This window comes from Pseudomonas sessilinigenes (genome assembly GCF_003850565.1).
GTDB classification, from domain to species: domain Bacteria; phylum Pseudomonadota; class Gammaproteobacteria; order Pseudomonadales; family Pseudomonadaceae; genus Aquipseudomonas; species Aquipseudomonas sessilinigenes.
Genome location: NZ_CP027706.1, coordinates 6,299,928 through 6,324,791, shown reverse-complemented (window position 1 = coordinate 6,324,791; position 24,864 = coordinate 6,299,928). Strand labels below are relative to the sequence as shown.

At 60.6% G+C, this 24,864-nt stretch carries 21 protein-coding genes; 4 read left to right on the top strand and 17 right to left on the bottom strand.

Annotated elements, in window-relative coordinates; genetic code table 11:
- Window position 1: 1 nt before the first annotated feature.
- The 12 genes from nuoC to C4K39_RS28880 form a co-directional block, all read right to left on the bottom strand.
- Complete coding sequence (gene nuoC, locus C4K39_RS28935; RefSeq protein WP_068582251.1) at window positions 2–1,783, bottom strand: NADH-quinone oxidoreductase subunit C/D; 1,782 nt, start codon at window positions 1,781–1,783, stop codon at window positions 2–4.
- 71 nt (window positions 1,784–1,854) lie between these two features.
- The gene (locus C4K39_RS28930; protein ID WP_022639646.1) at window positions 1,855–2,529 is read right to left on the bottom strand and encodes a NuoB/complex I 20 kDa subunit family protein; all 675 of its coding nucleotides are present in this window, start codon (window positions 2,527–2,529) and stop codon (window positions 1,855–1,857) included.
- Between the two features lie 10 nt (window positions 2,530–2,539).
- Entirely contained in the window at window positions 2,540–2,953 is a 414-nt protein-coding gene (locus C4K39_RS28925; protein ID WP_022639645.1) for an NADH-quinone oxidoreductase subunit A, read from the bottom strand.
- A gap of 613 nt (window positions 2,954–3,566) precedes the next feature.
- Window positions 3,567–4,892: an isocitrate lyase gene (gene aceA, locus C4K39_RS28920; protein WP_068582254.1), complete on the bottom strand. Its 1,326-nt coding sequence runs from the start codon at window positions 4,890–4,892 to the stop codon at window positions 3,567–3,569.
- Window positions 4,893–5,376: 484 nt separating this feature from the next.
- Entirely contained in the window at window positions 5,377–6,147 is a 771-nt protein-coding gene (locus C4K39_RS28915) for a secretin N-terminal domain-containing protein (RefSeq protein WP_068582257.1), read from the bottom strand.
- Between the two features lie 169 nt (window positions 6,148–6,316).
- The gene (locus C4K39_RS28910; RefSeq protein ID WP_058434076.1) at window positions 6,317–6,739 is read right to left on the bottom strand and encodes a GNAT family N-acetyltransferase; all 423 of its coding nucleotides are present in this window, start codon (window positions 6,737–6,739) and stop codon (window positions 6,317–6,319) included.
- On the bottom strand, window positions 6,732–7,901 hold the full coding sequence (locus tag C4K39_RS28905) for a ribosomal protein uL16 3-hydroxylase (protein ID WP_068582261.1): 1,170 nt from the start codon (window positions 7,899–7,901) through the stop codon (window positions 6,732–6,734). The genes C4K39_RS28910 and C4K39_RS28905 overlap by 8 nt, the downstream gene beginning before the upstream one ends.
- An 83-nt stretch (window positions 7,902–7,984) precedes the next feature.
- Window positions 7,985–9,355, bottom strand: a complete 1,371-nt coding sequence (gene purB, locus C4K39_RS28900; RefSeq protein ID WP_068582263.1) for an adenylosuccinate lyase — start codon at window positions 9,353–9,355, stop codon at window positions 7,985–7,987.
- A gap of 127 nt (window positions 9,356–9,482) precedes the next feature.
- The gene (gene hflD / locus C4K39_RS28895) at window positions 9,483–10,106 is read right to left on the bottom strand and encodes a high frequency lysogenization protein HflD (protein WP_011062179.1); all 624 of its coding nucleotides are present in this window, start codon (window positions 10,104–10,106) and stop codon (window positions 9,483–9,485) included.
- Window positions 10,103–11,236 carry a tRNA 2-thiouridine(34) synthase MnmA gene (gene mnmA, locus C4K39_RS28890; protein ID WP_124348074.1) on the bottom strand — a complete coding sequence of 378 codons (1,134 nt, stop codon included), beginning with the start codon at window positions 11,234–11,236 and terminating at the stop codon, window positions 10,103–10,105. Before mnmA ends, hflD begins: the two co-directional genes overlap by 4 nt.
- 71 nt (window positions 11,237–11,307) lie before the next feature.
- The gene (locus tag C4K39_RS28885; protein WP_068582269.1) at window positions 11,308–11,754 is read right to left on the bottom strand and encodes an NUDIX hydrolase; all 447 of its coding nucleotides are present in this window, start codon (window positions 11,752–11,754) and stop codon (window positions 11,308–11,310) included.
- Window positions 11,755–11,955: 201 nt separating this feature from the next.
- The gene (locus C4K39_RS28880) at window positions 11,956–14,181 is read right to left on the bottom strand and encodes an NADP-dependent isocitrate dehydrogenase (RefSeq protein WP_124348073.1); all 2,226 of its coding nucleotides are present in this window, start codon (window positions 14,179–14,181) and stop codon (window positions 11,956–11,958) included.
- A gap of 506 nt (window positions 14,182–14,687) precedes the next feature.
- On the opposite strand from C4K39_RS28880, the gene icd reads away from it, so the two are divergent.
- Entirely contained in the window at window positions 14,688–15,944 is a 1,257-nt protein-coding gene (gene icd / locus C4K39_RS28870) for an NADP-dependent isocitrate dehydrogenase (RefSeq protein WP_011062175.1), read from the top strand.
- Between the two features lie 78 nt (window positions 15,945–16,022).
- Here icd and cspD read toward each other — a convergent pair whose 3' ends face one another.
- Complete coding sequence (gene cspD, locus C4K39_RS28865) at window positions 16,023–16,280, bottom strand: cold shock domain-containing protein CspD (RefSeq protein WP_068582275.1); 258 nt, start codon at window positions 16,278–16,280, stop codon at window positions 16,023–16,025.
- 224 nt (window positions 16,281–16,504) lie between these two features.
- Between cspD and clpS the strand changes: the two genes are divergently transcribed.
- Both clpS and clpA read left to right on the top strand, forming a co-directional pair.
- Complete coding sequence (clpS, locus tag C4K39_RS28860) at window positions 16,505–16,867, top strand: ATP-dependent Clp protease adapter ClpS (RefSeq protein ID WP_011062173.1); 363 nt, start codon at window positions 16,505–16,507, stop codon at window positions 16,865–16,867.
- A 29-nt stretch (window positions 16,868–16,896) separates the two neighbouring features.
- Window positions 16,897–19,167 carry an ATP-dependent Clp protease ATP-binding subunit ClpA gene (clpA, locus tag C4K39_RS28855; protein WP_068582278.1) on the top strand — a complete coding sequence of 757 codons (2,271 nt, stop codon included), beginning with the start codon at window positions 16,897–16,899 and terminating at the stop codon, window positions 19,165–19,167.
- A 152-nt stretch (window positions 19,168–19,319) separates the two neighbouring features.
- Here the strand turns inward: clpA and infA are convergent, their stop codons facing one another.
- From infA to trxB, 4 genes are all read right to left on the bottom strand, one after another.
- The gene (gene infA / locus C4K39_RS28850; RefSeq protein WP_002553999.1) at window positions 19,320–19,538 is read right to left on the bottom strand and encodes a translation initiation factor IF-1; all 219 of its coding nucleotides are present in this window, start codon (window positions 19,536–19,538) and stop codon (window positions 19,320–19,322) included.
- A 100-nt stretch (window positions 19,539–19,638) separates the two neighbouring features.
- A complete protein-coding gene (locus tag C4K39_RS28845; RefSeq protein WP_068582281.1) occupies window positions 19,639–20,346 on the bottom strand; it encodes an arginyltransferase in 708 nt (235 codons plus the stop codon).
- A gap of 58 nt (window positions 20,347–20,404) precedes the next feature.
- Complete coding sequence (gene aat, locus C4K39_RS28840; RefSeq protein WP_068582284.1) at window positions 20,405–21,085, bottom strand: leucyl/phenylalanyl-tRNA--protein transferase; 681 nt, start codon at window positions 21,083–21,085, stop codon at window positions 20,405–20,407.
- A gap of 72 nt (window positions 21,086–21,157) precedes the next feature.
- Complete coding sequence (gene trxB / locus C4K39_RS28835) at window positions 21,158–22,108, bottom strand: thioredoxin-disulfide reductase (protein WP_068582288.1); 951 nt, start codon at window positions 22,106–22,108, stop codon at window positions 21,158–21,160.
- 296 nt (window positions 22,109–22,404) lie between these two features.
- Between trxB and C4K39_RS28830 the strand changes: the two genes are divergently transcribed.
- Entirely contained in the window at window positions 22,405–24,813 is a 2,409-nt protein-coding gene (locus C4K39_RS28830) for a DNA translocase FtsK (RefSeq protein WP_124348072.1), read from the top strand.
- Window positions 24,814–24,864: the final 51 nt, after the last annotated feature.

The window sequence follows — 24,864 nt, the reverse complement described above, 5'->3', positions numbered from 1 at the left end:
CTTAGCGGTCCACGTCAGCCATAACGAAGTCGATACTGCCCAGGTACGCGATCAAGTCCGCGACCATGCTGCCGCGGATCACCGAAGGGATCTGCTGCAGGTGCGCGTAGCTTGGGGTGCGGATCCGGGTGCGGTAGCTCATGGTGCCGCCGTCGCTCGTCAGGTAGTAACTGTTGATGCCCTTGGTGGCCTCGATCATCTGGAAGGACTCGTTGGCCGGCATCACCGGGCCCCACGAAACTTGCAGGAAGTGCGTGATCAGGGTCTCGATGTGCTGCAGGGTGCGCTCTTTCGGCGGCGGCGTGGTCAGCGGATGATCCGCCTTGTACGGGCCTTCCGGCATGTTGCGCATGCACTGGTCGATGATGCGGATACTCTGGCGCATCTCCTCGACGCGGACCATGCAGCGATCGTAGGCATCGCCGTTGTGGGCCAGCGGGACTTCGAACTCGAAGTTCTCGTAACCCGAGTACGGACGGGCCTTGCGCAGGTCGAAGTCGCAACCGGTGGAACGCAGGCCGGCACCGGTGGTGCCCCACTCCAGGGCTTCCTTGGTGTTGTAGGCGGCGACACCGATGGTCCGGCCCTTGAGGATGCTGTTCTGCAGGGCAGCCTTGGTGTATTCGTCGAGGCGCTTGGGCAGCCAATCGACGAACTCCTTGACCAGCTTGTCCCAGCCGCGCGGCAGGTCGTGGGCCACGCCGCCGATGCGATACCAGGCCGGGTGCAGGCGGAAGCCGGTGATGGCCTCGATGACCTTGTAGGCGCGCTGACGGTCGGTGAAGGTGAAGAACACCGGAGTCATGGCGCCCACGTCCTGGATATAGGTACCCAGGAACAGCAGGTGGCTGGTGATCCGGAAGAACTCGGCCAGCATGATGCGGATGGTGTCGACCTTCTCCGGCACCTTGATGCCGGCCAGCTTCTCGACCGAGAGCACGTACGGCAGGTTGTTCATCACCCCGCCGAGGTAGTCGATACGGTCGGTGTAGGGAATGAAGCTGTGCCAGGACTGGCGCTCGGCCATCTTCTCGGCACCACGGTGGTGGTAGCCGATGTCCGGTACGCAGTCGACGATCTCTTCACCGTCCAGCTGCAGGATGATGCGGAAGGCACCGTGGGCCGAAGGGTGGTTCGGTCCCAGGTTGAGGAACATGTAGTCCTCGTTGGCCCCGGAACGCTTCATGCCCCAGTCTTCAGGGCGGAAGCGGGCGGCTTCTTCTTCCAACTGCTGCTTGGCCAGGTTCAGGCTGAACGGGTCGAATTCGGTGGCGCGGGCCGGGAAGTCCTTGCGCAGCGGGTGACCTTCCCAGGTCGGCGGCATCATGATTCGCGAGAGGTGAGGGTGGCCGGCGAAATCGATGCCGAACATGTCCCAGACTTCGCGTTCATACCAGTTGGCGTTGGGCCAGATGCTGGTGACGGAGGGCAGGTTCAGGTCGCCCTCGGACAGGGCCACCTTGATCATCACGTCGCTGTTTCGTTCGATCGACAACAGGTGGTAGAAGACGCTGAAGTCAGCATCCGGCAGGCCCTGGCGCTTGGTGCGCAGGCGCTCGTCCACGCCGTGCAGGTCATAGAGCATGACGTATGGCTTGGGCAGGTTGCGCAGGAAGGTCAGGACTTCGACGAGCTTGGAGCGGGTAACCCAAAGCACCGGCATGCCGGTGCGGGTGGCTTGGGCGGTGAACGCCTCGGCGCCAAAACGGTTATTGAGTTCGACGACCACATCCTGGTCGTCAGCCTTATAAGGCGGGATGTACAGAGCACTGCCTGTAGTCATGGTTTTTTATCGCTTTCGGTCAACGTAAAGAGTGAAGCCAGTGTCGTTTCTTGGTTAAGAACAGATCTGGATCAGACTTCGTCAGGGCTGCGCAGGTTGGTGACCTGAATACGCTGTTCGCGGCGCTGTTCCTTCTGCGACGGCATTTCAGCGCGATACACGCCTTGGTCGCCGACGACCCAGGAAAGTGGGCGACGCTCCTGGCCAATGGATTCTTGCAAGAGCATCAAGCCCTGCAGGAATGCCTCGGGACGGGGCGGGCAGCCAGGTACGTAGACGTCCACGGGCAGGAACTTGTCCACCCCCTGAACTACGGAGTAGATGTCGTACATGCCACCGGAGTTGGCGCACGAACCCATGGAGATGACCCACTTGGGCTCGAGCATTTGCTCGTAGAGACGCTGGATGATCGGTGCCATCTTGATGAAGCAGGTACCGGCAATGACCATGAAGTCCGCCTGGCGTGGCGATGCCCGGATAACCTCGGCGCCAAAGCGCGCGATGTCGTGGGGCGCCGTGAAGGCGGTGGTCATTTCCACGTAGCAGCAGGAGAGACCGAAGTTGTACGGCCACAGGGAGTTCTTGCGACCCCAGTTGACCGCGCCACTCAGCACGTCTTCCAGCTTGCCCATGAAGATGTTTTTGTGGACCTGATCCTCTAACGGATCGGCAACGGTTTCCCGTTGGCCGATTGGATACTGGTCGTTAGGAGCATCAGGGTCGATCCTGGTGAGATTGTATTGCATCGCCAAAGCCTCATTGTTTTAGCTTCGCCTGCCGCTTACGACGACCTTCCGGAGCCCAGTCAAGAGCCCCCACTCGCCAAAGGTAGACAAGACCTGCCAACAGAATTGCTATGAAAACGAGAGCTTCGACGAATCCGGTCCAGCCGCTTTCGCGGACGGACACAGACCAGGCAAAGAGAAATAGGGCTTCGATATCGAAGATCACGAAGAGCATCGCGACCAGATAGAATTTGGCTGAGAGCCGCAAGCGGGCGCCACCGGTAGGTAGCATGCCGGACTCGAACGGTTCGTTTTTACTGCGGCCCCAGGCTTTTGACCCGAGCAGGCTGGAGAGGCCGAGCATGAAGGCGCAGAGGCCGACAACACCCAGAAGGAAAATGGCAAAGCCCCAGTTGTGGGCCATGAGTCCTGTCGCTTCGGGCATGCTGGTAATCCTTAACAGAGAGCAAGAGTCTCTGAGCTTGAAAAAGAGATAAAACAGTGACGATATGTCGCAGTGCAATCAATCGCGCTGATTTTATGGCTAAACACCGGGCAAGTAAAATTTCTGAAGCGAAATTGTTTATCGTAATAAGGACATAGCTCACCTCAGCAGCCCCGCAAGCCGCAGCCTGCGGGCATTAGCGGAGATTTCGTTAATTATGTTTTGTTGCTGCTGTAACGAAGAATGCAATATCTAAATGATAATCAATATTGTTTAGAGGCTATTTAAAAGTGCTTCCCTTCGATGAGCGGGAAAGTTGCTTGTTATATCCCTGTTACTGCAAGTAGCAGGGGCGCACCTTTTAACCCGTTTTACCGGCGGCGATACCGCCCTGGGTCAATGTTTCGATGATTTTTTATGACGCAGTGGTCCTGTGTCGGGATCCTGCGCCCGGCAGATCGATGTCCAGTGTCCCGCAAGTGCGTTGCGTGGAGTGATCGGGGAAGCCGCGGGCAAAAAAACGCCCCGAACCAGTCGGGGCGTCAGATTTACAGCAATGCAGTTGTTCTTACCGGGTCTGCATTGGCCGCTTGATCAGGGCGTGATGCCTGGATCAGTGGAACTGCTCTTCTTCGGTGGAGCCGGTCAGGGCGGTTACCGAGGACTTGCCACCCTGGATCACGGTGGTCATGTCGTCGAAGTAGCCAGTGCCTACTTCCTGCTGGTGTGCCACGAAGGTGTAGCCTTTGGAGGCGTCGGCGAATTCCTGCTCCTGCAGCTTCACGTAGGCGGTCATGTCGTTGCGGGCGTAGTCGTGCGCCAGGTTGAACATGCCGTGCCACATGTTGTGGATGCCGGCCAGGGTGATGAACTGGTGCTTGTAGCCCATTGCCGACAGTTCGCGCTGGAACTTGGCGATGGTGGCGTCGTCCAGGTTCTTCTTCCAGTTGAAGGAAGGCGAGCAGTTGTACGACAGGATCTGGTCCGGGTACTCCTTCTTGATCGCCTCGGCGAAGCGACGGGCCTCGTCCAGGTCCGGCTTGGCGGTTTCGCACCAGATCAGGTCGGCGTATGGCGCGTAGGCCAGGCCGCGGGCGATAGCCTGGTCGAGGCCGGCGCGTACTTTGTAGAAACCTTCCTGGGTGCGCTCGCCGACCACGAATGGCTGGTCGTATGGATCGCAGTCGCTGGTCAGCAGGTCAGCGGCGTTGGCGTCGGTACGGGCCAGGATGATGGTCGGTACGCCGGCAACGTCGGCCGCCAGGCGGGCAGCGGTCAGCTTCTGTACGGCTTCCTGGGTTGGAACCAGTACCTTGCCGCCCATGTGGCCGCACTTCTTCACGGAAGCCAGCTGGTCTTCGAAGTGAACGCCGGCGGCGCCTGCCTCGATCATGTTCTTCATCAGCTCGTAGGCGTTCAGGACGCCGCCGAAACCGGCTTCGGCGTCAGCCACGATCGGTGCGAAGTAGTCGACGTAGCCTTCGTCACCTGGGTTCTTGCCGGCTTTCCACTGGATCTGGTCGGCACGACGGAACGAGTTGTTGATGCGCTTGACCACGGTTGGAACCGAGTCCACCGGGTACAGCGACTGGTCTGGGTACATGGATTCGGCCGAGTTGTTGTCGGCAGCCACTTGCCAGCCGGACAGGTAGATGGCCTGGATGCCAGCCTTGACCTGTTGCACGGCCTGGCCGCCGGTCAGGGCGCCCATGCAGTTGACGAAGTCTTTTTCCGGGCGGAAGGATGGGTGGGCACCCTTGGTCACCAGGTTCCACAGTTTTTCCGCACCCATGCGGGCCAGGGTGTGCTCTGGCTGGACGGAACCACGCAGGCGAACGACATCGGCGGCGGAGTAGGTACGGGTCACGCCTTTCCAGCGCGGGTTTTCGGCCCAGTCTTTTTCGAGGGCTGCAATTTGCTGTTCGCGTGTCAGTGCCATGGAGATAAACCTCGTCGCATAGGTCTTGGTGGAAAATTCCTGCTCCGCCGATTACGCAGGTCCTGAAAAAGTGCGTAGAAGGCTGCTCGCTGACCAGAGGCTGGATGCTCAAGTCGAGTCTGGTGGGAGTGCGACGGTCGAACGATGGGCTCGAGGGGAAAGTGAGCAGGTGGAGGCGAGCTGCGGGCGCATTCGGGCGTCGTGGGCCTTGGTGCGTTCCTTCAGTGTGTTGCCGATCTACCTAATTACGCTTCCGTCCCTCGGGACAACTTCGTTCCAGTCGCAATCTCGTCAAACACACCTTGTGGGCGGTACAGACACGAATCGGCTCAGGTGGGTGGGTTAGAGCAACGATCCGAAGGCCCTTGCCAGGGCCCCTGATTAGCGGGAGCGAGGCCATCATGCCCGCGGTTTTTTGCCTCGTCAAATGTTTTGTAGTGCTTTTTTCAAGGCACTACATCTTTGGTCTAAGACGACTAATCAGTCAGTTTTCGGTGCTTTGGTCCAGAGCATCGACCTTGACTCGCAACGTCATGTCATCCCGGCCTTGGGTCGAGTAACTGCGGCCCAGGCCCTGTTTGTCGGCCTGGGTCTGGCGATTGACGCCGGCCAGGGTGATCCACTCGCCCAGCCGGCCGCTGACCGTTGTGTCGGTGCTTTGCACGTTCACTACATCGGGGCGCTCCTGGCTCATGCGGTCGCGATTGGTGCTGATGGCCAGGTGCACGGTTTGCCCGGTCACGCTGGCCGTGACATAGAACCCCTGGGTGACATTGCGGTACTGGGTCTGATTGAGGAGGCGGCCATAGGAGTCGGTCTGGGTGCTGGTCAGGGGCACGCTCTGGCCGACCTGGATCAGCGCCGGTACGCCTTCGCTGGCCTGGACCTGCTGGATTCCGCCGTCGCGGCTCTCGGTACTGCGGTTGATGATGCGGGCCTGCGGTGCGCCGTTGACGGTGTAGCCCTGGTTGTCCTGGAAGTTGTTCTCGTTGGTGTCGACGGTGATCAGCAGGCGCCTGGCGGGGGTGTCGAGTTGGGCGAGAAAGGCGCGCAGTTCAGCGATACGGCCCGGCTCGGCGTTGACGATCAACTGGTTGCCATAGGTGCTGACCTTGCCATCCTTGCCGAGAAAATTCTGTGCCACCGGCAGCAGGTCGGCACTGGTGCGATTGTTCAGGGGCACGATTTCGGTGGCCGCCATGACTGAGCAACTGAAGGTCAGCAGCAGTGTCGTGAGCAGGGTGCGTAGGGACATATCCGTTATCTCCGCGAATAGCTGGCGTAAGGCTTTGAGTTTGACACTTTGTCGGCCTGGGGTGGGGCAAGTTGAATCCTGGACGGCAAAACGCCCCGCCATCCTGGTCCTGGCCTCGAGGGCGCAGGGGATGGCGGGGCGTCTGTTGCACGCGTGGGCGAGTGGGCTATCAGGCGCCGCGCACCATGTCGACGTGGGGGATGCCTGCTTCGAGGAATTCCTCGCTGACGATGGAGAAGCCCAGGCGCTCGTAGAACGGCGTGGCCTGGACCTGGGCGCTGAGCATCTGCTGCTTCAGGCCGCGCTTCTCGGCTTCGTCGATCACTGCGCGCATCAGCGCATCGCCGACCTTCAGGCCGCGCCAGTCCTTGAGCACCGAGACCCGGCCGACGTGACCGTCGGGTAGCAGGCGTGCGGTGCCGATGGCGAAATCGCCTTCGAAAGCCAGGAAATGCACGGCGCCATTGTCGTCGGAATCCCACTCCAGCTCGGGTGGAACCGATTGTTCGGCAATGAATACCGCTTCACGAATGCGCCGGATCTCGGCGTTATCCCTTTGCCAGTCTGCGACACGTACGTGAATCTTATTCATCGGCAAATCCCAGGCTCCCTTGCTTGATCAGTTCGCACAGCAGGCCGCGTCCATCGTCATCTGCCAGCCAGGGGCCAAGATTGTCGACATGCAGGGCATCAGCGGCGCAAATCATTTTCAACAGTTCGCGCAGTTTACCGGGAAGCAGGCGGCTTTGGCCGCTGGCAAACAGTAACAAGTCTTCATCCACCTCGGACCAGGCCAGGCGTGCGCTTGGATTACGGATCAGCACGGCACCCTGTTCCAGGCTGTCGAGCAGGTCCTCTTCCTCCAGCGCCTCCGGGCCTGCTACCAGTTCTGGATAGCGAGGTTCGGTCATGAACTGGCCGAACCAGGTCAGCAGCAAGCGTTCGTCGCTCATGTGTTCGGCCAGCAGGCTCTTGAGGCGATCGAGGGCATCGCGCTGGATCTGGTGCGGATCGATGGCCGGTTGTGCGTCGGCGTCGGTGTAGCGCTCTTCGTCCGGCAGGAACTGGCTGAGGAAGTCGGTGAAGTGGGTCAGCACTTCGGCGGCGCTTGGTGCGCGAAAGCCTACCGAGTAGGTCATGCAGTCGTTCACGGCAATGCCGTAGTGGGCCAGGCGTGGCGGCAGGTACAGCATGTCGCCCGGCTCCAGTACCCAGCTTTCGGTTTCTTCGAATTCGGCGAGGATGCGCAGGTCCGCATGTTGCATCAACGGGCTGTCGGAGTCGCACATCTGGCCAACTTTCCAGTTGCGCTTGCCCTGGCCCTGCAGCAGGAACACATCGTAGTTGTCGAAGTGCGGGCCGACGTTACCGCCCGGGGCCGCGAAGCTGATCATCACATCGTCGATGCGCCAGCTGGGCAGGAAACGGAACTGTTCCAGCAACTCGGCGACTTCTGGGACGAACTGGTCGACGGCCTGGACCAGCAGGGTCCAGTCGCGCTCCGGCAGTTTGCTGAACTCGTCTTCGGCAAAGGGGCCGCGACGCAGTTCCCAGGGGCGTTCGCCGTTCTCGATCACCAGGCGTGATTCGACTTCCTCTTCCAGGGCGAGGCCGGCGAGCTCGTCGGCGTCGATCGGGCTTTGGAAGTCAGGTATTGCCTGGCGGACCAGCAGCGGTTTCTTCTGCCAGTAGTCACGCAGGAATTCCCGTGCGGTGAGGCCGCCCAGAAGTTGCAGAGGAGTATCAGGATTCATGTGTAACCTATTGAAAAAATGTATTTTTCTAGCAGGAATAAAAACGCCCGGCGCGGCCGGGCGTCGAAAAATCAAGCGCTACGTCAGATGCGCTTAGCCTGGGCCACGGCGTTGCCGATGTAGTTGGCCGGGGTGAGCTGCTTGAGCTCGGCCTTGGCCGCGGCTGGCATGTCCAGGCCGTCGATGAAAGTCTGCAGTGCCTCGGGGCTGATGCCTTTGCCGCGAGTCAGCTCCTTGAGCTTTTCGTACGGGTTTTCGATGTTGTAGCGACGCATTACAGTCTGGATCGGCTCGGCCAGTACTTCCCAGCAGGCGTCCAGGTCCTCGGCGATTTTCTGTGCATTGAGCTCCAGCTTGCTGATGCCCTTCAGGCTGGCCTCGTAGGCAATCACGCTGTGGGCAAAACCGACGCCCAGGTTGCGCAGCACGGTGGAGTCGGTCAGGTCGCGCTGCCAGCGGGAGATTGGCAGTTTGCTGGCCAGGTGCTGGAACAGCGCATTGGCGATGCCCAGGTTGCCTTCGGAGTTCTCGAAATCGATCGGGTTGACCTTGTGCGGCATGGTCGAAGAGCCGATTTCGCCAGCGATGGTCTTCTGCTTGAAATACCCCAGGGAGATGTAGCCCCAGACATCGCGGTCGAAGTCGATCAGGATGGTATTGAAGCGGGCGATGGCGTCGAACAGCTCGGCGATGTAGTCGTGCGGTTCGATCTGCGTGGTGTAGGGGTTGAAGGCCAGGCCCAGCTCGTCTTCGATGAAGGCGCGGGCGTTGGCTTCCCAGTCGATGTCCGGATAGGCCGACAGGTGGGCGTTGTAGTTGCCTACGGCGCCGTTGATCTTGCCCAGCAGCGGTACGGCAGCGACCTGAGCGATCTGGCGCTCCAGGCGGTACACCACGTTGGCCAATTCCTTGCCCAGGGTAGTCGGCGAAGCCGGCTGGCCATGGGTGCGCGAGAGCATCGGCACTTCTGCGAAGCGGATCGCCAGTTCGCGGATGGCGTTGGCGGTCTGGCGCATCAGCGGCAGCATCACTTCGTCGCGGCCTTCGCGCAGCATCAGGGCGTGGGACAGGTTGTTGATGTCTTCACTGGTGCAGGCAAAGTGGATGAACTCACTGACTTTGGCCAGCTCGGGCAGCTTGGCAGCTTGCTCCTTGAGCAGGTACTCGATGGCCTTGACGTCGTGGTTGGTGGTGCGCTCGATTTCCTTGACTCGCTCGGCGTGCTCAAGGGTGAAGTTTTCTGCCAGCGCGTTGAGTACGGCGTTGGCTTCGGCGGAGAAGGCCGGTACTTCGCTGATGGCGTTGTGGGCAGCCAGGCGCTGGAGCCAGCGTACTTCAACGAGGGCGCGAGCACGGATCAGGCCGTATTCGCTGAAAATAGGCCGCAGGGCCTGGGTTTTGCCGGCGTAGCGGCCGTCAACAGGGGAAACCGCAGTGAGCGAAGAGAGCTGCATGGGGTGTTCTCGGACAGTCGGGCAACGAAATGGGGCGCGTATCATACATGAAAATATCCGCCGGTCCGTTGCCAACTGACCAGCGTCTTACGCGCAGCTCTTGAAAAGCGGGTAGGGCGAGCGCAGCTCAGCTGCTGCGCATCAATGGATACAACTCTTTGAGCAACTTGCGCCGGCTGATCACCAATTGCCAGCGATGGCCGCCCAGTTGGCGCCACAGGCGTGCCGAGCGGATACCGGCCAGCAGCAGTGCGCGGATCTTCGAGGCATTGCTCGGCTGCTGCAGGTTGCGCATGTCGCCGTGGACCTGGATGCGTTGGCGCAGGGTGCTCAGGGTGTCCTGGTACAGGCCGCCACAGGCGGCGATGACGTTCTCGTGGGCCGGGCCGAAGTGCTCCACCTGGGACTGGATCTGGGGCAGACGCTTGCCGATGGTCTCTAGCAGGTCGTCGCGCTTGGCCAGTTGGCGCTCCAGGCCCAGCATCGACAGGGCATAGCGCAAGGGTTCGCGCTGTAGCGTGCTGGGGTCGCGCTCGAGGGCGCCGATCAGTGCGCGATAGCCTTCGCGAAGGTTGATATCGTCGCCGCCATAGACTTCCAGGGTGTCCTTCGGGTCGCGGATCAGCAGGCTGCCGAGCATGCAGCTCAGGGCGGCCTCGCTGACTTGTCCGGTCTTGGCGATCCGGTCCACCAGGACCGCGGCGAGGAATACCCCGCCCAGTGCCGTCAATTGCTCCTGGATCGGGCTCATGGACGCTGGTCCTTACTGGTCCAGGGCTCGGCCACTTCGATGACGCCGCCGCCGAGGCAGACTTCACCGTCGTAGAACACCACGGACTGGCCCGGAGTCACCGCGCGTTGCGGGTCGTCGAAGGTGGCGCGGTAGCCGTTGGCGGTCTTTTCCAGGGTGCAGGGCTGGTCGCCCTGGCGGTAGCGCACCTTGGCAGTCAGGCGCCGAGGCTGGCTGAGGTCGACGGGGTTGACCCAATAGATCTCGGAAGCCAGCAGAGCGCGGGAGAACAGCCAAGGGTGGTCATTGCCCTGGCCGACGATCAGCTCGTTGTGCTCCAGGTCCTTGACCAGCACGTACCACGGCTCGTCACCGGCGTCCTTGAGGCCGCCGATACCCAGGCCCTGGCGCTGGCCGATGGTGTGGTACATCAGGCCGTGGTGGCGGCCGATGACTTCACCCTCGGTGGTCCTGATCTCGCCGGGCTGGGCCGGCAGGTATTGCTTGAGGAAGTCGCTGAAGCGTCGTTCACCGATAAAGCAGATGCCGGTGGAGTCTTTCTTCTTTGCTGTGGCCAGATCGTGTTTCTCGGCAATCGCGCGCACTTCGGGTTTTTCCAGTTCGCCCACCGGGAACAGGGTCTTGGCGATCTGCTCGCCGCCCACGGCATGCAGGAAGTAGCTCTGGTCCTTGTTCGGGTCCAGGCCCTTGAGCAGCTCGGTGCGACCGTCGATATCACGGCGGCGCACGTAGTGGCCGGTGGCGATCAGGTCGGCGCCGAGCATCATGGCGTAGTCCAGGAACGCCTTGAACTTGATTTCCCGGTTGCACAGGATGTCCGGGTTCGGCGTGCGGCCGGCCTTGTACTCCTCCAGGAAGTGCTCGAACACGTTGTCCCAGTACTCGGCGGCGAAGTTGGCGGTGTGCAGCTTGATGCCCAGCTTGTCGCAGACGGCCTGGGCGTCGGCCAAGTCGTCCATGGCGGTGCAGTATTCGGTTCCGTCGTCTTCCTCCCAGTTCTTCATGAACAGGCCTTCCACCTGGTAACCCTGCTCCATCAGCAGGAGGGCGGAAACGGAAGAATCCACGCCGCCGGACATGCCGACAATGACGCGCTTCTTTTGGGTGTCAGAAGGGGCTGGATCACGCATAGGAATTCAACGGGTGTCTGGAAAAAGGACGGGATTCTAACAGGCTGACGCCTGCAAGGGGGAAACTGCGATCAAAGCGACGGACGGATCAGCGCCAGGCTGTGCAGGTGACCGGCCAGGTAATCGTCCAGGCACTGCAGGATCAGCTCGCTGCGCCAGTGGGCGCGCTGCTCCAGTAATTGCTCTGGAGTCAGCCAGCGTGGGCCGATGATGCCGTCGTCCAGTGGGTAGTCGGGGTGGTGGCGCAACGGCCTGGCGGCGAAGCACACGCGCTGGTAGGTCACGCCGTTGCTGGGGGCGGTGTAGAGGTAGATGCCCACTACGCCGGTCAACTCTACGTCCCAGCCGGTTTCTTCAAGGGTTTCGCGCACGGCTGCCTGCAGCAGGCTTTCATTCGCGTCCAGGTGTCCGGCGGGCTGGTTGAGGACCGCCTGGTCGCCCTGGAACTCCTCGACGAACAGGAAGCGTCCCTGGTCCTCGACGATGGTGGCGACGGTGATATGGGGTTGCCATTCCATAGGTAGGGCTCTGTTTGAGTGGGCGATCATCATAAAACGAACACCCGTGCCTGTAGGAGCGAAGCTTGCTCGCGATGAAGGTAACGCGTTTCGCCTGACCCATCGCGGCCCCTTTTCGCGAGCAAGCTTCTGCAGGCATGGGGTTGTCCAGAAAGCACAAACCCCGGCGCGGGGCCGGGGTTTGCGTTACAGCGGTATGGCTTAAGCCAGTGCAGCGATAGCCGCGTTGAGCGTGGCGCTCGGGCGCATGGCCTTGCTCACCAGCTCAGGGTTGGCTGCGTAGTAGCCGCCGATGTCCACTGGCTTGCCTTGTACGCCGTTGAGTTCGGCGACGATGGTCGCTTCGTTCTCGGTCAGGGCCTTGGCCAGAGGAGCGAACTGCGCTTGCAGTGCTGCGTCCTCGGTCTGGGCTGCCAGGGCCTGGGCCCAGTACAGTGCCAGGTAGAAGTGGCTGCCGCGGTTGTCGATGTTGCCGACTTTGCGCGATGGCGACTTGTTGTTGTCCAGGAACTGGCCAGTCGCCTGGTCCAGGGTCTTGGCCAGGACCAGGGCCTTGGCGTTGTCGTAGGTGTTGCCCAGGTGCTCCAGGGAGGCGGCCAGGGCCAGGAACTCGCCCAGGGAGTCCCAGCGCAGGAAGTTTTCTTCCAGCAGCTGTTGCACGTGCTTCGGAGCGGAGCCGCCGGCGCCGGTTTCGAACAGGCCACCGCCGTTCATCAATGGCACGATGGACAGCATCTTGGCGCTGGTGCCCAGTTCCATGATCGGGAACAGGTCGGTCAGGTAGTCACGCAGTACGTTACCGGTCACCGAGATGGTGTCCTTGCCGTCGCGGGTGCGGGCCAGGGTGAATTTCATGGCTTCGACCGGCGACATGATGCGGATGTCCAGGTCGCTGGTGTCGTGGTCCTTCAGGTAGGCCTGGACCTTCTCGATCATCACGCCGTCGTGGGCGCGCATCGGGTCGAGCCAGAAGATCGCCGGGGTGCTGCTGGCGCGGGCGCGGTTGACGGCCAGCTTGACCCAGTCCTGGATCGGCGCGTCCTTGGTCTGGCACATGCGGAAGATGTCGCCAGCTTCGACTTTCTGCTCCAGCAGCAGGCCGCCCTTGCTGTCGGTGACGCGTACCACGCCGTCGGCCTTGATCTGGAAGGTCTTGTCGTGGGAGCCGTACTCTTCGGCTTTTTTCGCCATCAGGCCGACGTTCGGCACGCTGCCCATGGTGGTCGGGTCGAAGGCGCCATTGGCCTTGCAGTCTTCGATCACTGCCTGGTAGATGGTGGCGTAGCAGCGATCCGGGATCACCGCCTTGGTGTCGTGCAGCTGGCCGTCGGTGCCCCACATCTTGCCGGAGTCACGGATCATGGCCGGCATCGAGGCGTCGACGATGACGTCGCTCGGCACGTGCAGGTTGGTGATGCCCTTGTCGGAGTTGACCATGGCCAGGGCAGGGCGGGCGGCGTAGACGGCCTGGATGTCAGCCTCGATCGCAGCTTGCTGCTCGGCTGGCAGGGCCTTGATGCGGGCGTACAGGTCGCCGATGCCGTTGTTCAGGTTGAAGCCGATTTCCTGCAGCACTTGGGCGTGCTTGGCCAGGGCGTCCTGGTAGAACTCGGCGACGATCTGGCCGAACATGATCGGGTCGGAGACCTTCATCATGGTGGCTTTGAGGTGGACCGACAGCAGTACGCCCTTTGCCTTGGCATCTTCGATTTCGGCGGCGATGAAGGCGCGCAGGGCCTTCTTGCTCATCACGGCGCAGTCGAGGATCTCACCGGCTTGTACGCTGGTTTTTTCCTTCAGGACAGTGGCGGTACCGTCCTGGGCGATCAACTCGATCTTGACGCTGTCGGCGGCTTCGATCAGCGCGGCCTTTTCGCTGCCGTAGAAGTCGCCGTTGCTCATGTGGGCAACGTGGGACTTGGAGTCCTGGGTCCAGGCGCCCATCTTGTGCGGGTGCTTGCGGGCGTAGTTTTTCACCGACAGCGGGGCGCGGCGGTCGGAGTTGCCTTCACGCAGGACCGGGTTCACGGCGCTGCCCTTGACCTTGTCGTAGCGTGCCTTGGCGTCTTTCTCGGCGTCGGTGCTGGCGTTTTCCGGGTAGTCCGGCAGGGCATAGCCCTGGGCCTGCAGCTCCTTGATGGCCGCTTGCAGTTGCGGGACCGAGGCGCTGATGTTCGGCAGCTTGATGATGTTGGCTTCTGGAGTGACTGCCAGCTCGCCCAGTTCGGCGAGGTGGTCCGGCACGGCCTTGGTGCCCAACTGCTCGGGGAAGCTGGCGAGGATGCGGCCTGCCAGGGAGATGTCGCGGGTTTCCACGGCGATATCAGCCGAAGCGGTGAAGGCTTCTACGATAGGCAGCAGGGAATAGGTGGCGAGGGCGGGTGCTTCGTCGGTGAAGGTGTAGATGATCTTCGAGCGGGTGGGCATATTCGGATTAACTCTCTTCTTTGCTAAAGCGTGCGCAGAAACTCGAGGTGCGCCGGGTAAGCGCTTTCGTTCAAAGGTCATCCATGAGCCGAATGTCGAGGTTTCTTCGCGGTGATGTTGGGTGCATCAGTCGAGCGTCAAGCGGGTGGGCTGCGGTAACAACCCGGCTTTGGGCGGCCAGTCTCGGCTAGTCTTTTTCCGGTTGCAGAGCGTTCGGCCGTCGTGACTCTGTGGTCAGCGGCGGCATTATACATAGGTAGCTAGCAAAACGCCGTCGCTTCATAGGCATGGGCGCTCGTCCATTGGTCTAAAGGTCGCAGGCAAGGGGGCGGAGTAGAGTCGTCTGCAGTGCTCGAATTTGGCAGTTTTCCCTTTGCTTTCAGGCTTGTAGGCCGCGCGCTGCGCAGCTTTCGCGGCATATGGGTGGAACATGAGGTTCCCGTCCAGATGCAACTGGGTTACGCTCGAACGCAGCCAGATGTTCAATCCACACAACGGAGTTCAGCATGGGATACAAGAAGATTCAGGTTCCAGCAGTCGGCGACAAAATCACCGTCAACGCAGACCATTCTCTCAATGTTCCTAACAACCCGATTATTCCTTTCATCGAAGGCGACGGTATTGGTGTCGATATCAGCCCGGTCATGATCAAGGTTGTCGATGCTGCAGTTAAGAAGGCCTACGGCGGCGAACGCAAGATTTCCTGGATGGAAGTCTATGCCGGGGAAAAAGCGACTCAAGTGTACGACCAGGACACCTGGCTTCCCCAGGAAACCCTGGACGCGGTGAAGGACTACGTGGTTTCCATCAAGGGCCCGCTGACCACCCCGGTCGGTGGTGGTATTCGCTCGCTGAACGTGGCGCTGCGCCAGCAACTGGACCTGTATGTGTGCCTGCGTCCGGTGCGCTGGTTCGAAGGCGTGCCCAGCCCGGTGAAGAAGCCTGGCGATGTAGACATGACCATCTTCCGTGAGAACTCCGAAGACATCTACGCCGGTATCGAGTGGAAGGCCGGTTCGGCCGAGGCCACCAAGGTGATCAAGTTCCTTAAAGAGGAAATGGGCGTCACCAAGATCCGTTTCGACGAGAATTGCGGCATCGGCGTCAAGCCGGTATCCCTGCAGGGCACCAAGCGCCTGGCGCGCAAGGCGCTGCAGTATGTGGTGGACAACGATCGCGACTCGCTGACCATCGTGCACAAGGGCAACATCATGAAGTTCACCGAAGGTGCCTTCAAGGAATGGGCCTATGAAGTGGCGGCCGAGGAGTTTGGTGCGACCTTGCTCGATGGCGGTCCATGGATGCAGTTCAAGAACCCGAAAACCGGCAAGAACGTCATCGTCAAGGATGCCATCGCCGATGCCATGCTCCAGCAGATCCTGCTGCGTCCGGCTGAATACGATGTGATCGCTACCCTCAACCTGAACGGTGACTACCTGTCCGACGCCCTGGCAGCGGAAGTTGGTGGTATCGGTATCGCCCCGGGCGCCAACCTGTCCGACACCGTGGCCATGTTCGAGGCGACCCACGGTACCGCGCCCAAGTATGCCGGCAAGGACCAGGTCAACCCGGGCTCGCTGATCCTCTCCGCCGAGATGATGCTGCGCCATATGGGCTGGACCGAGGCGGCGGATCTGATCATCAAGGGCACCAATGGTGCTATCTCGGCCAAGACCGTGACCTACGACTTCGAACGCCTGATGGACGGTGCCACCCTGTTGTCGTCCTCGGCCTTCGGTGATGCGCTGATCTCGCACATGTAAGCTGAGCTGCGGGCAAAACGAACCGGCCGATTCAATCCCTTGAATCGGCCGGTTTTTTATGACTGGATGTTGGGTGAATCAGCTCAAGGCGCTCTCATGGAGGACTTCGGTGGCGACAGTTTCGCCGGGTGCCTTCAAGGAGTTTATTTTGACCGCATGCAGTCCCTTGGGCCCTTGGATGATCTCGAAGCTCACGGCCTGTCCGGCTTTCAAGGTCTTGTAGCCATCCATTTCGATGGCCGAGTAATGGGCAAACAAGTCATCGCTCTTGCCCTCCTCATTAATAAAGCCGTAACCCTTGGCATTGTTGAACCACTTGACCTTACCGCTAGCCATACTCATATCCCTCTGCAACAGACTCCATCACTGGAGTATCATCCAGTTCATCCGCCGCCAAACTTGGTAAAAAGATTGACGCCGCGGACGTTTATTACCCAATGTGGGCCCTATTGGTTGTAACACCGTTTTGCCGATAGTCAAGGTGACCCGGCGGTCGGAGTTGAATTCCTCAAAGAGCGCCCCCACCACTGTATTTGCACAACTGACGAACCTTTCTTTCCATGCATGCAATCAGCCAGATTCGACTAACATTCAATCAGGATCGCCCGGACTTGCACGACGACGATTCCGCTGGCTTGGCGGTACAGGAGGCCAAGCCCGCATTGCAGGCGCCGCCAATGTACAAGGTGGTTTTGTTCAACGATGACTACACACCGATGGATTTCGTCGTCGAAGTGCTCGAGATGTTTTTTAACCTGAATCGCGAGCTGGCGACCAAGGTCATGCTGGCCGTCCATACCGAAGGGCGGGCAGTGTGTGGATTGTTTACCCGCGACATCGCCGAGACCAAGGCCATGCAGGTCAACCAGTACGCCAGGGAAAGCCAGCATCCGCTACTCTGTGAAATCGAGAAGGACGGTTAACTCCGACCACTTGGGTATGAGGTGAAGCTATGTTAAACCGCGAGCTCGAAGTCACCCTCAATCTCGCCTTCAAGGAAGCTCGTTCGAAGCGTCATGAGTTCATGACTGTCGAGCATCTTTTGTTGGCGCTTCTGGATAATGAGGCCGCCGCAACTGTTCTCCGTGCCTGCGGAGCAAACCTCGACAAGCTCAAGCATGACCTGCAGGAGTTCATCGACTCCACCACGCCATTGATTCCTGTGCACGATGAAGATCGCGAGACCCAGCCAACCCTGGGCTTCCAGCGCGTATTGCAGCGCGCGGTGTTCCATGTGCAGAGCTCGGGCAAGCGTGAAGTAACCGGTGCCAATGTGCTGGTAGCGATCTTCAGCGAGCAGGAAAGCCAGGCCGTGTTCCTGCTCAAGCAGCAGAGCGTTGCCCGTATCGACGTGGTCAACTATATCGCCCATGGCATTTCCAAGGTGCCGGGGCATGGCGATCATTCCGAAGGTGAGCAGGAAATGCAGGACGAGGAGGGTGGCGAACCTTCCTCCTCTGGCAATCCGCTGGATGCCTATGCCAGCAATCTCAACGAACTGGCCCGCCAGGGGCGAATCGATCCATTGGTGGGTCGAGAGCATGAAGTCGAGCGCGTGGCGCAGATCCTGGCTCGCCGGCGCAAGAACAATCCATTGCTGGTGGGTGAGGCAGGCGTGGGCAAGACCGCCATCGCCGAAGGCCTGGCCAAGCGCATTGTCGATAACCAGGTGCCTGACCTGCTGAGCAATAGCGTGGTCTATTCCCTGGATCTTGGCGCCTTGCTCGCTGGTACCAAGTACCGGGGCGACTTCGAGAAGCGCTTCAAGGCATTGCTGGGTGAGTTGAAGAAGCGCCCGCAAGCGATCCTGTTCATCGATGAAATCCATACCATCATCGGGGCCGGCGCCGCGTCCGGCGGCGTGATGGATGCGTCGAACCTGCTAAAGCCGCTGCTGTCCTCGGGTGATATCCGTTGCATCGGTTCGACCACGTTCCAGGAATTTCGCGGGATTTTCGAGAAGGATCGGGCCTTGGCTCGGCGCTTCCAGAAAGTTGATGTCACCGAGCCCTCGGTCGAGGACACGATTGGCATCTTGCGCGGACTCAAGGCGCGCTTCGAGCAGCACCACAGTATCGAGTACAGCGATGAAGCCCTGCGCGCAGCGGCGGAGTTGGCCTCGCGCTACATCAACGACCGTCATATGCCGGACAAGGCCATCGACGTCATCGACGAGGCGGGCGCCTTCCAGCGCCTGCAGCCGGCCGAGAAGCGCGTGAAGCGCATCGAAGTGGCGCAGGTCGAAGATATCGTGGCGAAAATTGCCCGTATTCCACCGAAACATGTCACCAGTTCCGATAAGGAGCTGCTGCGCAACCTCGAGCGCGACCTCAAGTTGACGGTGTTCGGCCAGGATGCGGCGATCGATTCGTTGGCCACCGCGATCAAGCTGTCCCGTGCGGGCCTGAAATCGCCGGACAAACCGGTCGGTTCGTTCCTGTTCGCCGGCCCTACAGGTGTCGGCAAGACCGAAGCGGCGCGGCAATTGGCCAAGGCCATGGGGATCGAGCTGGTACGTTTCGACATGTCCGAGTACATGGAGCGGCATACCGTGTCGCGCCTGATCGGTGCGCCCCCCGGTTATGTCGGTTTCGACCAGGGCGGGCTGCTGACCGAGGCCATCACCAAGCAACCGCACTGCGTGCTGCTGCTTGACGAGATCGAGAAGGCCCATCCGGAAGTCTTCAACCTGCTCCTGCAGGTCATGGATCACGGAACCCTGACCGATAACAACGGGCGCAAGGCGGACTTCCGCAACGTGATCATCATCATGACCACCAACGCCGGTGCCGAAACCGCGGCGCGAGCCTCTATCGGTTTCACTCATCAGGATCACTCTTCCGATGCCATGGAAGTGATCAAGAAGAGCTTCACGCCGGAGTTCCGCAACCGCCTGGATACCATTATCCAGTTTGGTCGCCTGAGTCATGAAGTGATCAAGAGCGTGGTGGACAAGTTCCTTACCGAGCTCCAGGCGCAGTTGGAAGACAAGCGCGTGCAGCTGGAAGTGACCGATGCTGCTCGCAGCTGGCTGGCCGCCGGTGGCTACGATGTGGCCATGGGTGCGCGTCCGATGGCGCGCCTGATTCAGGACAAGATCAAGCGTCCATTGGCCGAGGAAATCCTGTTTGGCGAGTTGTCCGACCATGGCGGTGTAGTGCACATCGACATCAAGGATGGCGAGCTGGTCTTCGATTTCGAGACCACTGCGGAAATGGCCTGATACTCGTACAGGTCATCCAGAAACGCCAAAGGCACCGAAAGGTGCCTTTGTGCTGTCTGGGATTTGATGGCCAGGATTCATGACGAGACCCTGGCGGTTGTTTCGACGCCAACAAAAACGCCCGGCATCGCCGGGCGTCTTGTATTAATCGCTTAGCGGGCGCGGTAAGTGATGCGCCCTTTGCTCAAGTCATAGGGCGTCAGCTCGACGCGCACCTTGTCACCGGTAAGAATACGAATGTAGTTCTTGCGCATCTTGCCGGAGATATGCGCGGTTACGACGTGCCCATTTTCCAACTCCACGCGAAACATGGTGTTGGGCAGGGTGTCGACGACAGTGCCTTCCATTTCGAAGCTGTCTTCTTTCGACATGCAGTAAAGCCCTCGGTGTCCAGTTAATGGCCCGGTGCAACTGCGCCAGGCAAAAGCGGCGTGCATTGTGCCCGAAAAGTGGGGTTCAAGCCAAGACCTTCTAGTTCAGGATCACCCATCTCTGGTTGATCAGCAGCTCGATGGGGCGATATTGGGTCTTGTAGTTCATTTTTTTGCAGTTCTTGATCCAGTAGCCAAGATAGACCGCATCCAGCCCCTGGCGCAGGGTCTCGCCGATCTGCCAGAGGATCGCGTAGCGTCCGAGGCTGCGACGCTCTTCGTCGGGTTCATAGAAGGTGTACACCGCCGATAGGCCGTTGGGCAGCAGGTCGGTGACGGCCACGGCCAGCAGTCGTCCCTCCAGGCGGAACTCATAGAAGCGAGAAAAGGGCAGGTCGCGCACCAGGAATGTGGCGAATTGGTCGCGGCTGGGGGGGAACATGTCGCCATCGGCATGACGTTGCTCGATATAGCGGCGATACAGGTCGAAGTACTCTTCGCTGAAGCTGGGCTTGGTCGCCAGGACGCTCAGGTCGCTGTTGCGCTTGAGGATGCGCTTTTGCTGGCGGTTGGGCAGGAACTGTGCAGCCGGAATGCGTGCAGGTACGCAGGCGTTGCAGTTTTGGCAATGGGGGCGATACAGATGATCGCCGCTGCGCCGAAACCCCATTTCCGAAAGGTCCGCGTAGACGTGCACGTCCATGGGCTGGCTGGGATCGAGGAACAAGGTGGTGGCCTGTTCGCCGGGCAGGTAGCTGCAAGAATGGGGTTGAGTGGCATAAAACTTCAGGCGCGCCAACTCGGTCATGAGTCAACCCTCGGGATAAGCTTTGGAATTAAGTGTAAGCCACCGCCGCCAAGCCCGCCTAGGAAAGCCATGTGGCGCTGCTCGGTTGATCCAGGTGGTGCCTCAGGTAGCCGGCGAACTCCAGGCGGGTAATGGCGCGGGCTCCCAGGCTATGCAAGTGTTCAGTGGGCATCTGGCAGTCGATCAGTACGAAACCCCACGCCTTCAGTCGCTCCACCAGGGTGGCGAAGCCGAACTTCGAGGCATTGTCGGCACGGCTGAACATCGATTCACCAAAGAACAGTTGGCCCATTGCCAGTCCATACAGGCCGCCCACCAGGGTGCCCTGGTCCCAGACTTCCACCGAGTGGGCGTGGCCTTGCTGGTGCAAGCGCAAGTAGGCCTGTTGCATTGCCTGGCTGATCCAGGTGCTGTCGGCATAGGCTCGGGGTTCGGCGCAGGCACTGATTACCCCCGCGAAATCCTGGTCGAAGGTGACCTGGTAGCGTTGTTTACGCAGTAGTTTGCCCAGGCTGCGGGAAACATGCAGTTCATCTGGAAACAGCACTGTACGCGGGTCGGGCGACCACCAGAGGATCGGCTGGCCTTCGGAAAACCATGGGAAGCAGCCGTGGCGATAGGCTTGGACCAGGCGTTCGGCGGACAGATCGCCACCGGCGGCCAACAGCCCGTTGGGCTCGCGCATGGCTTTTTCCAGGGGGGGGAAGACAAGGTTGTTGCGTTGTAGCCAGGTCAGCATGGTATTCAGGCTTGCGGTAGGGGAGGGCGGTGGCGAGCCTGTGATGGCCCGCCACAAGCGTAGGGCGAGGACTCAGTTGTCGTCGAGGAATTTTTCCGCATCCAGGGCCGCCATGCAGCCAGCGCCGGCAGAGGTGATGGCCTGGCGGTAGACATGGTCGGCCACATCGCCAGCGGCGAATACGCCTTCGATGCCCGTGGCCGTGGCGTTGCCTTCGCTGCCACCCTTGATCAGCAGGTAGCCATCGCGCATCTGTAGTTGATCCTTGAACAGGTCGGTATTGGGCTTGTGGCCGATGGCGATGAAGACCCCCGACAGCGCCAGGTCCGTGGTCGCGCCGCTTTGGCTGTCCTTGAGCCGGGCTCCGGTGACACCGCTGGCGTCTCCCAGGACCTCATCCAGGTGCTGGTTCCAATGCAGGCGGATATTGCCGTTAGCGGCCTTGTCGAACAGTTTGTCTTGCAGGATCTTCTCCGCCCGCAGCTTGTCGCGACGGTGTACCAGGTGCACTTCCCGGGCGATATTCGACAGGTAGAGGGCTTCTTCCACGGCCGTATTGCCGCCGCCAACCACCGCGACGACCTGATTGCGATAGAAAAAGCCGTCGCAGGTGGCGCAGGCTGAAACCCCTTTGCCGGCAAAGGCCTCCTCCGAGGGCAGGCCCAGGTACTGCGCCGAGGCTCCGGTGGCGATGATCAGGGCGTCGCAGCTATAGGTGCCGCTGTCGCCAATGAGGATGAACGGGCGTTTTTGCAACTGGGCGGTATGAATGTGGTCATAGACGATCTGGGTGTCGAAGCGCTCGGCATGTTTTTGCATGCGCTCCATCAAAACCGGGCCGGTCAGGCCCTCGACATCGCCGGGCCAGTTGTCCACTTCAGTGGTGGTGGTCAGTTGCCCGCCAGCTTGCAGGCCGGTGATGACGGTCGGTTTGAGGTTGGCGCGAGCGGCATAGACGGCGGCGCTGTAACCGGCAGGGCCGGAGCCCAGAATGATCAGGCGTGAATGCTTCGCTTCGTTCATAAAAAACACCTCATAAGCCTTTGTCACAAAAGAGAATGCATGCTCCAATTGAACAGTACGTGACAGGCCGCTGGCCATGCCGGGAAGAGCGTCCTAGCGTGGCATGGCTTGAACAAACCCGTACAATGCGACGATGTAACAGGCTTATTCAGAATTGCACTGTTTCAGAAGCAAGGGGCAGAGTGTTAAAAGTAGCCCCAGTTACGCCGGTCAACTTTATTTACCTGCTCGGATTGAGCAGTATCTTGTAGTCAATCACCCGTTGGACGCGCCCTTGGCGCAGGAAAAGACGCGTTTTGAAGAAATCCACCGCAGCACCCAAACCTGTAGTTCCGCTCTGGCGACAACAATTGCACTACCGACTCAAGGAAGGTGCGTTGATCGCCATTGGAGCCCTGTGCCTGTTCTTGATGATGGCGCTTTTGACCTACGGTAAGGACGACCCGGGTTGGAGCCATAACAGCAAGATCGAGGATGTGCAGAACTTCGGTGGTCCTGCCGGTTCCTACAGCGCCGACATGCTGTTCATGGTGCTGGGGTATTTCGCTTATATCTTCCCGCTGCTGCTGGCGGTCAAGACTTACCAGATTTTCCGCCAGCGCCATGAGCCCTGGCAGTGGAGCGGCTGGCTGTTTTCCTGGCGACTGATCGGCCTGGTGTTCCTGGTCCTGTCCGGGGCCGCGCTGGCGCATATCCATTTCCATGCCGCCACGGGCTTGCCGGCCGGTGCTGGCGGCGCCTTGGGCGAGAGCCTGGGCGACCTGGCCAAGAATGCCCTGAACGTGCAGGGCAGCACCCTGATGTTCATCGCCCTGTTCCTGTTTGGCTTGACGGTGTTCACCGACCTTTCCTGGTTCAAGGTCATGGATGTCACCGGCAAAATCACCCTCGACCTGTTCGAGTTGTTCCATGGCGCCGCCAATCGCTGGTGGGACGCACGCATGGAGCGCAAGCAACTGGTGGCGCAACTGCGCGAGGTGGATGCCCGGGTCGACGAAGTCGTGACCCCGAACGTTGCCGACAAGCGCGAGCAGGCCAAGGTCAAGGAGCGCCTGATCGAGCGCGAGCAGGCCCTGAGCAAGCACATGTCCGAGCGCGAGAAGCAGGTGCCACCGGTGATCACCCCGGTAGTCACCAAGGCGCCGGAGCCGAGCAAGCGGGTGCAGAAGGAAAAGCAGGTACCGCTGTTCATCGACAGCGCGGTGGAAGGCACCTTGCCGCCGATCTCGATCCTCGACCCTGCGGAAAAGAAACAGCTCAACTACTCCCCCGAGTCCCTGGCGGCCGTCGGCCACTTGCTGGAGATCAAGCTCAAGGAGTTCGGGGTCGAGGTCGCGGTGGACTCCATCCACCCAGGGCCGGTGATTACCCGCTACGAGATCCAGCCAGCGGCCGGGGTCAAGGTCAGCCGCATTGCCAACCTGGCCAAGGACTTGGCCCGTTCCCTGGCCGTGACCAGCGTGCGGGTGGTGGAAGTGATTCCCGGCAAGACCACCGTGGGCATCGAGATTCCCAACGAAGACCGGCAGATCGTGCGGTTCTCCGAAGTACTCTCCACTCCGGAATACGACAACTTCAAGTCCCCGGTCACCCTGGCCCTGGGCCACGACATCGGCGGCAAGCCGATCATCACCGACCTGGCGAAGATGCCGCACCTGCTGGTGGCCGGTACCACCGGTTCCGGTAAGTCGGTGGGGGTCAACGCGATGATCCTGTCGATCCTGTTCAAGTCCGGGCCGGAAGACGCCAAGCTGATCATGATCGACCCGAAGATGCTCGAACTGTCGATCTACGAAGGCATCCCGCACCTGCTGTGCCCGGTGGTCACCGACATGAAGGACGCGGCCAACGCCCTGCGCTGGAGCGTGGCGGAGATGGAGCGGCGCTACAAGCTCATGGCCAAGATGGGGGTGCGTAACCTCTCGGGCTTCAATGCCAAGGTCAAGGAAGCTATCGATGCCGGCACGCCGCTGTCCGACCCGCTGTACAACCGCGAGAGCATCCACGACGAAGCGCCGTTGCTGAGCAAGCTGCCCACCATCGTGGTGGTGGTGGACGAGTTCGCCGACATGATGATGATCGTCGGCAAGAAGGTCGAAGAGCTGATCGCCCGTATCGCCCAGAAGGCCCGGGCCGCCGGTATCCACCTGATCCTGGCGACCCAGCGGCCGTCGGTGGATGTGATCACCGGCCTGATCAAGGCCAACATCCCGACCCGCATGGCGTTCCAGGTGTCGAGCAAGATCGACTCGCGGACCATCATCGACCAGGGTGGCGCCGAGCAGCTGCTGGGCCACGGTGACATGCTCTACATGCCGCCCGGTACCAGCCTGCCGATCCGGGTCCATGGCGCCTTCGTATCCGACGATGAAGTGCATCGTGTAGTCGAGGCCTGGAAACTGCGTGGCGCTCCGGAATACAACGACGACATTCTCAATGGCGTCGAAGAGGCCGGCAGTGGCTTCGAAGGTAGCAGCGGCGGTGGTGATGGCGATGATCCGGAAGCCGACGCGCTCTACGACGAAGCGGTACAGTTCGTGCTGGAGAGCCGCCGGGCCTCCATTTCCGCGGTCCAGCGCAAGCTCAAGATCGGCTACAACCGCGCCGCCCGGATGATCGAGGCCATGGAAATGGCCGGCGTGGTGACGGCGATGAACACCAACGGCTCCCGAGAAGTGCTGGCCCCCGGCCCTTCGCGCGACTGATCCCGGTTCTGATATCAGCGGCGTGGGACCACGCCGCTTGTACACCCATCC

What these genes read in the sequence shown, in the direction of transcription:
- nuoC (WP_068582251.1), bottom strand. Translation starts at nt 1,783, where the DNA reads ATGACTACAGGCAGTGCTCTGTACATCCCGCCTTATAAGGCTGACGAC.
- C4K39_RS28930 (WP_022639646.1), bottom strand. Translation starts at nt 2,529, where the DNA reads ATGCAATACAATCTCACCAGGATCGACCCTGATGCTCCTAACGACCAG.
- C4K39_RS28925 (WP_022639645.1), bottom strand. Translation starts at nt 2,953, where the DNA reads ATGCCCGAAGCGACAGGACTCATGGCCCACAACTGGGGCTTTGCCATT.
- aceA (WP_068582254.1), bottom strand. Translation starts at nt 4,892, where the DNA reads ATGGCACTGACACGCGAACAGCAAATTGCAGCCCTCGAAAAAGACTGG.
- C4K39_RS28915 (WP_068582257.1), bottom strand. Translation starts at nt 6,147, where the DNA reads ATGTCCCTACGCACCCTGCTCACGACACTGCTGCTGACCTTCAGTTGC.
- C4K39_RS28910 (WP_058434076.1), bottom strand. Translation starts at nt 6,739, where the DNA reads ATGAATAAGATTCACGTACGTGTCGCAGACTGGCAAAGGGATAACGCC.
- C4K39_RS28905 (WP_068582261.1), bottom strand. Translation starts at nt 7,901, where the DNA reads ATGAATCCTGATACTCCTCTGCAACTTCTGGGCGGCCTCACCGCACGG.
- purB (WP_068582263.1), bottom strand. Translation starts at nt 9,355, where the DNA reads ATGCAGCTCTCTTCGCTCACTGCGGTTTCCCCTGTTGACGGCCGCTAC.
- hflD (WP_011062179.1), bottom strand. Translation starts at nt 10,106, where the DNA reads ATGAGCCCGATCCAGGAGCAATTGACGGCACTGGGCGGGGTATTCCTC.
- mnmA (WP_124348074.1), bottom strand. Translation starts at nt 11,236, where the DNA reads ATGCGTGATCCAGCCCCTTCTGACACCCAAAAGAAGCGCGTCATTGTC.
- C4K39_RS28885 (WP_068582269.1), bottom strand. Translation starts at nt 11,754, where the DNA reads ATGGAATGGCAACCCCATATCACCGTCGCCACCATCGTCGAGGACCAG.
- C4K39_RS28880 (WP_124348073.1), bottom strand. Translation starts at nt 14,181, where the DNA reads ATGCCCACCCGCTCGAAGATCATCTACACCTTCACCGACGAAGCACCC.
- icd (WP_011062175.1), top strand. Translation starts at nt 14,688, where the DNA reads ATGGGATACAAGAAGATTCAGGTTCCAGCAGTCGGCGACAAAATCACC.
- cspD (WP_068582275.1), bottom strand. Translation starts at nt 16,280, where the DNA reads ATGGCTAGCGGTAAGGTCAAGTGGTTCAACAATGCCAAGGGTTACGGC.
- clpS (WP_011062173.1), top strand. Translation starts at nt 16,505, where the DNA reads ATGCATGCAATCAGCCAGATTCGACTAACATTCAATCAGGATCGCCCG.
- clpA (WP_068582278.1), top strand. Translation starts at nt 16,897, where the DNA reads ATGTTAAACCGCGAGCTCGAAGTCACCCTCAATCTCGCCTTCAAGGAA.
- infA (WP_002553999.1), bottom strand. Translation starts at nt 19,538, where the DNA reads ATGTCGAAAGAAGACAGCTTCGAAATGGAAGGCACTGTCGTCGACACC.
- C4K39_RS28845 (WP_068582281.1), bottom strand. Translation starts at nt 20,346, where the DNA reads ATGACCGAGTTGGCGCGCCTGAAGTTTTATGCCACTCAACCCCATTCT.
- aat (WP_068582284.1), bottom strand. Translation starts at nt 21,085, where the DNA reads ATGCTGACCTGGCTACAACGCAACAACCTTGTCTTCCCCCCCCTGGAA.
- trxB (WP_068582288.1), bottom strand. Translation starts at nt 22,108, where the DNA reads ATGAACGAAGCGAAGCATTCACGCCTGATCATTCTGGGCTCCGGCCCT.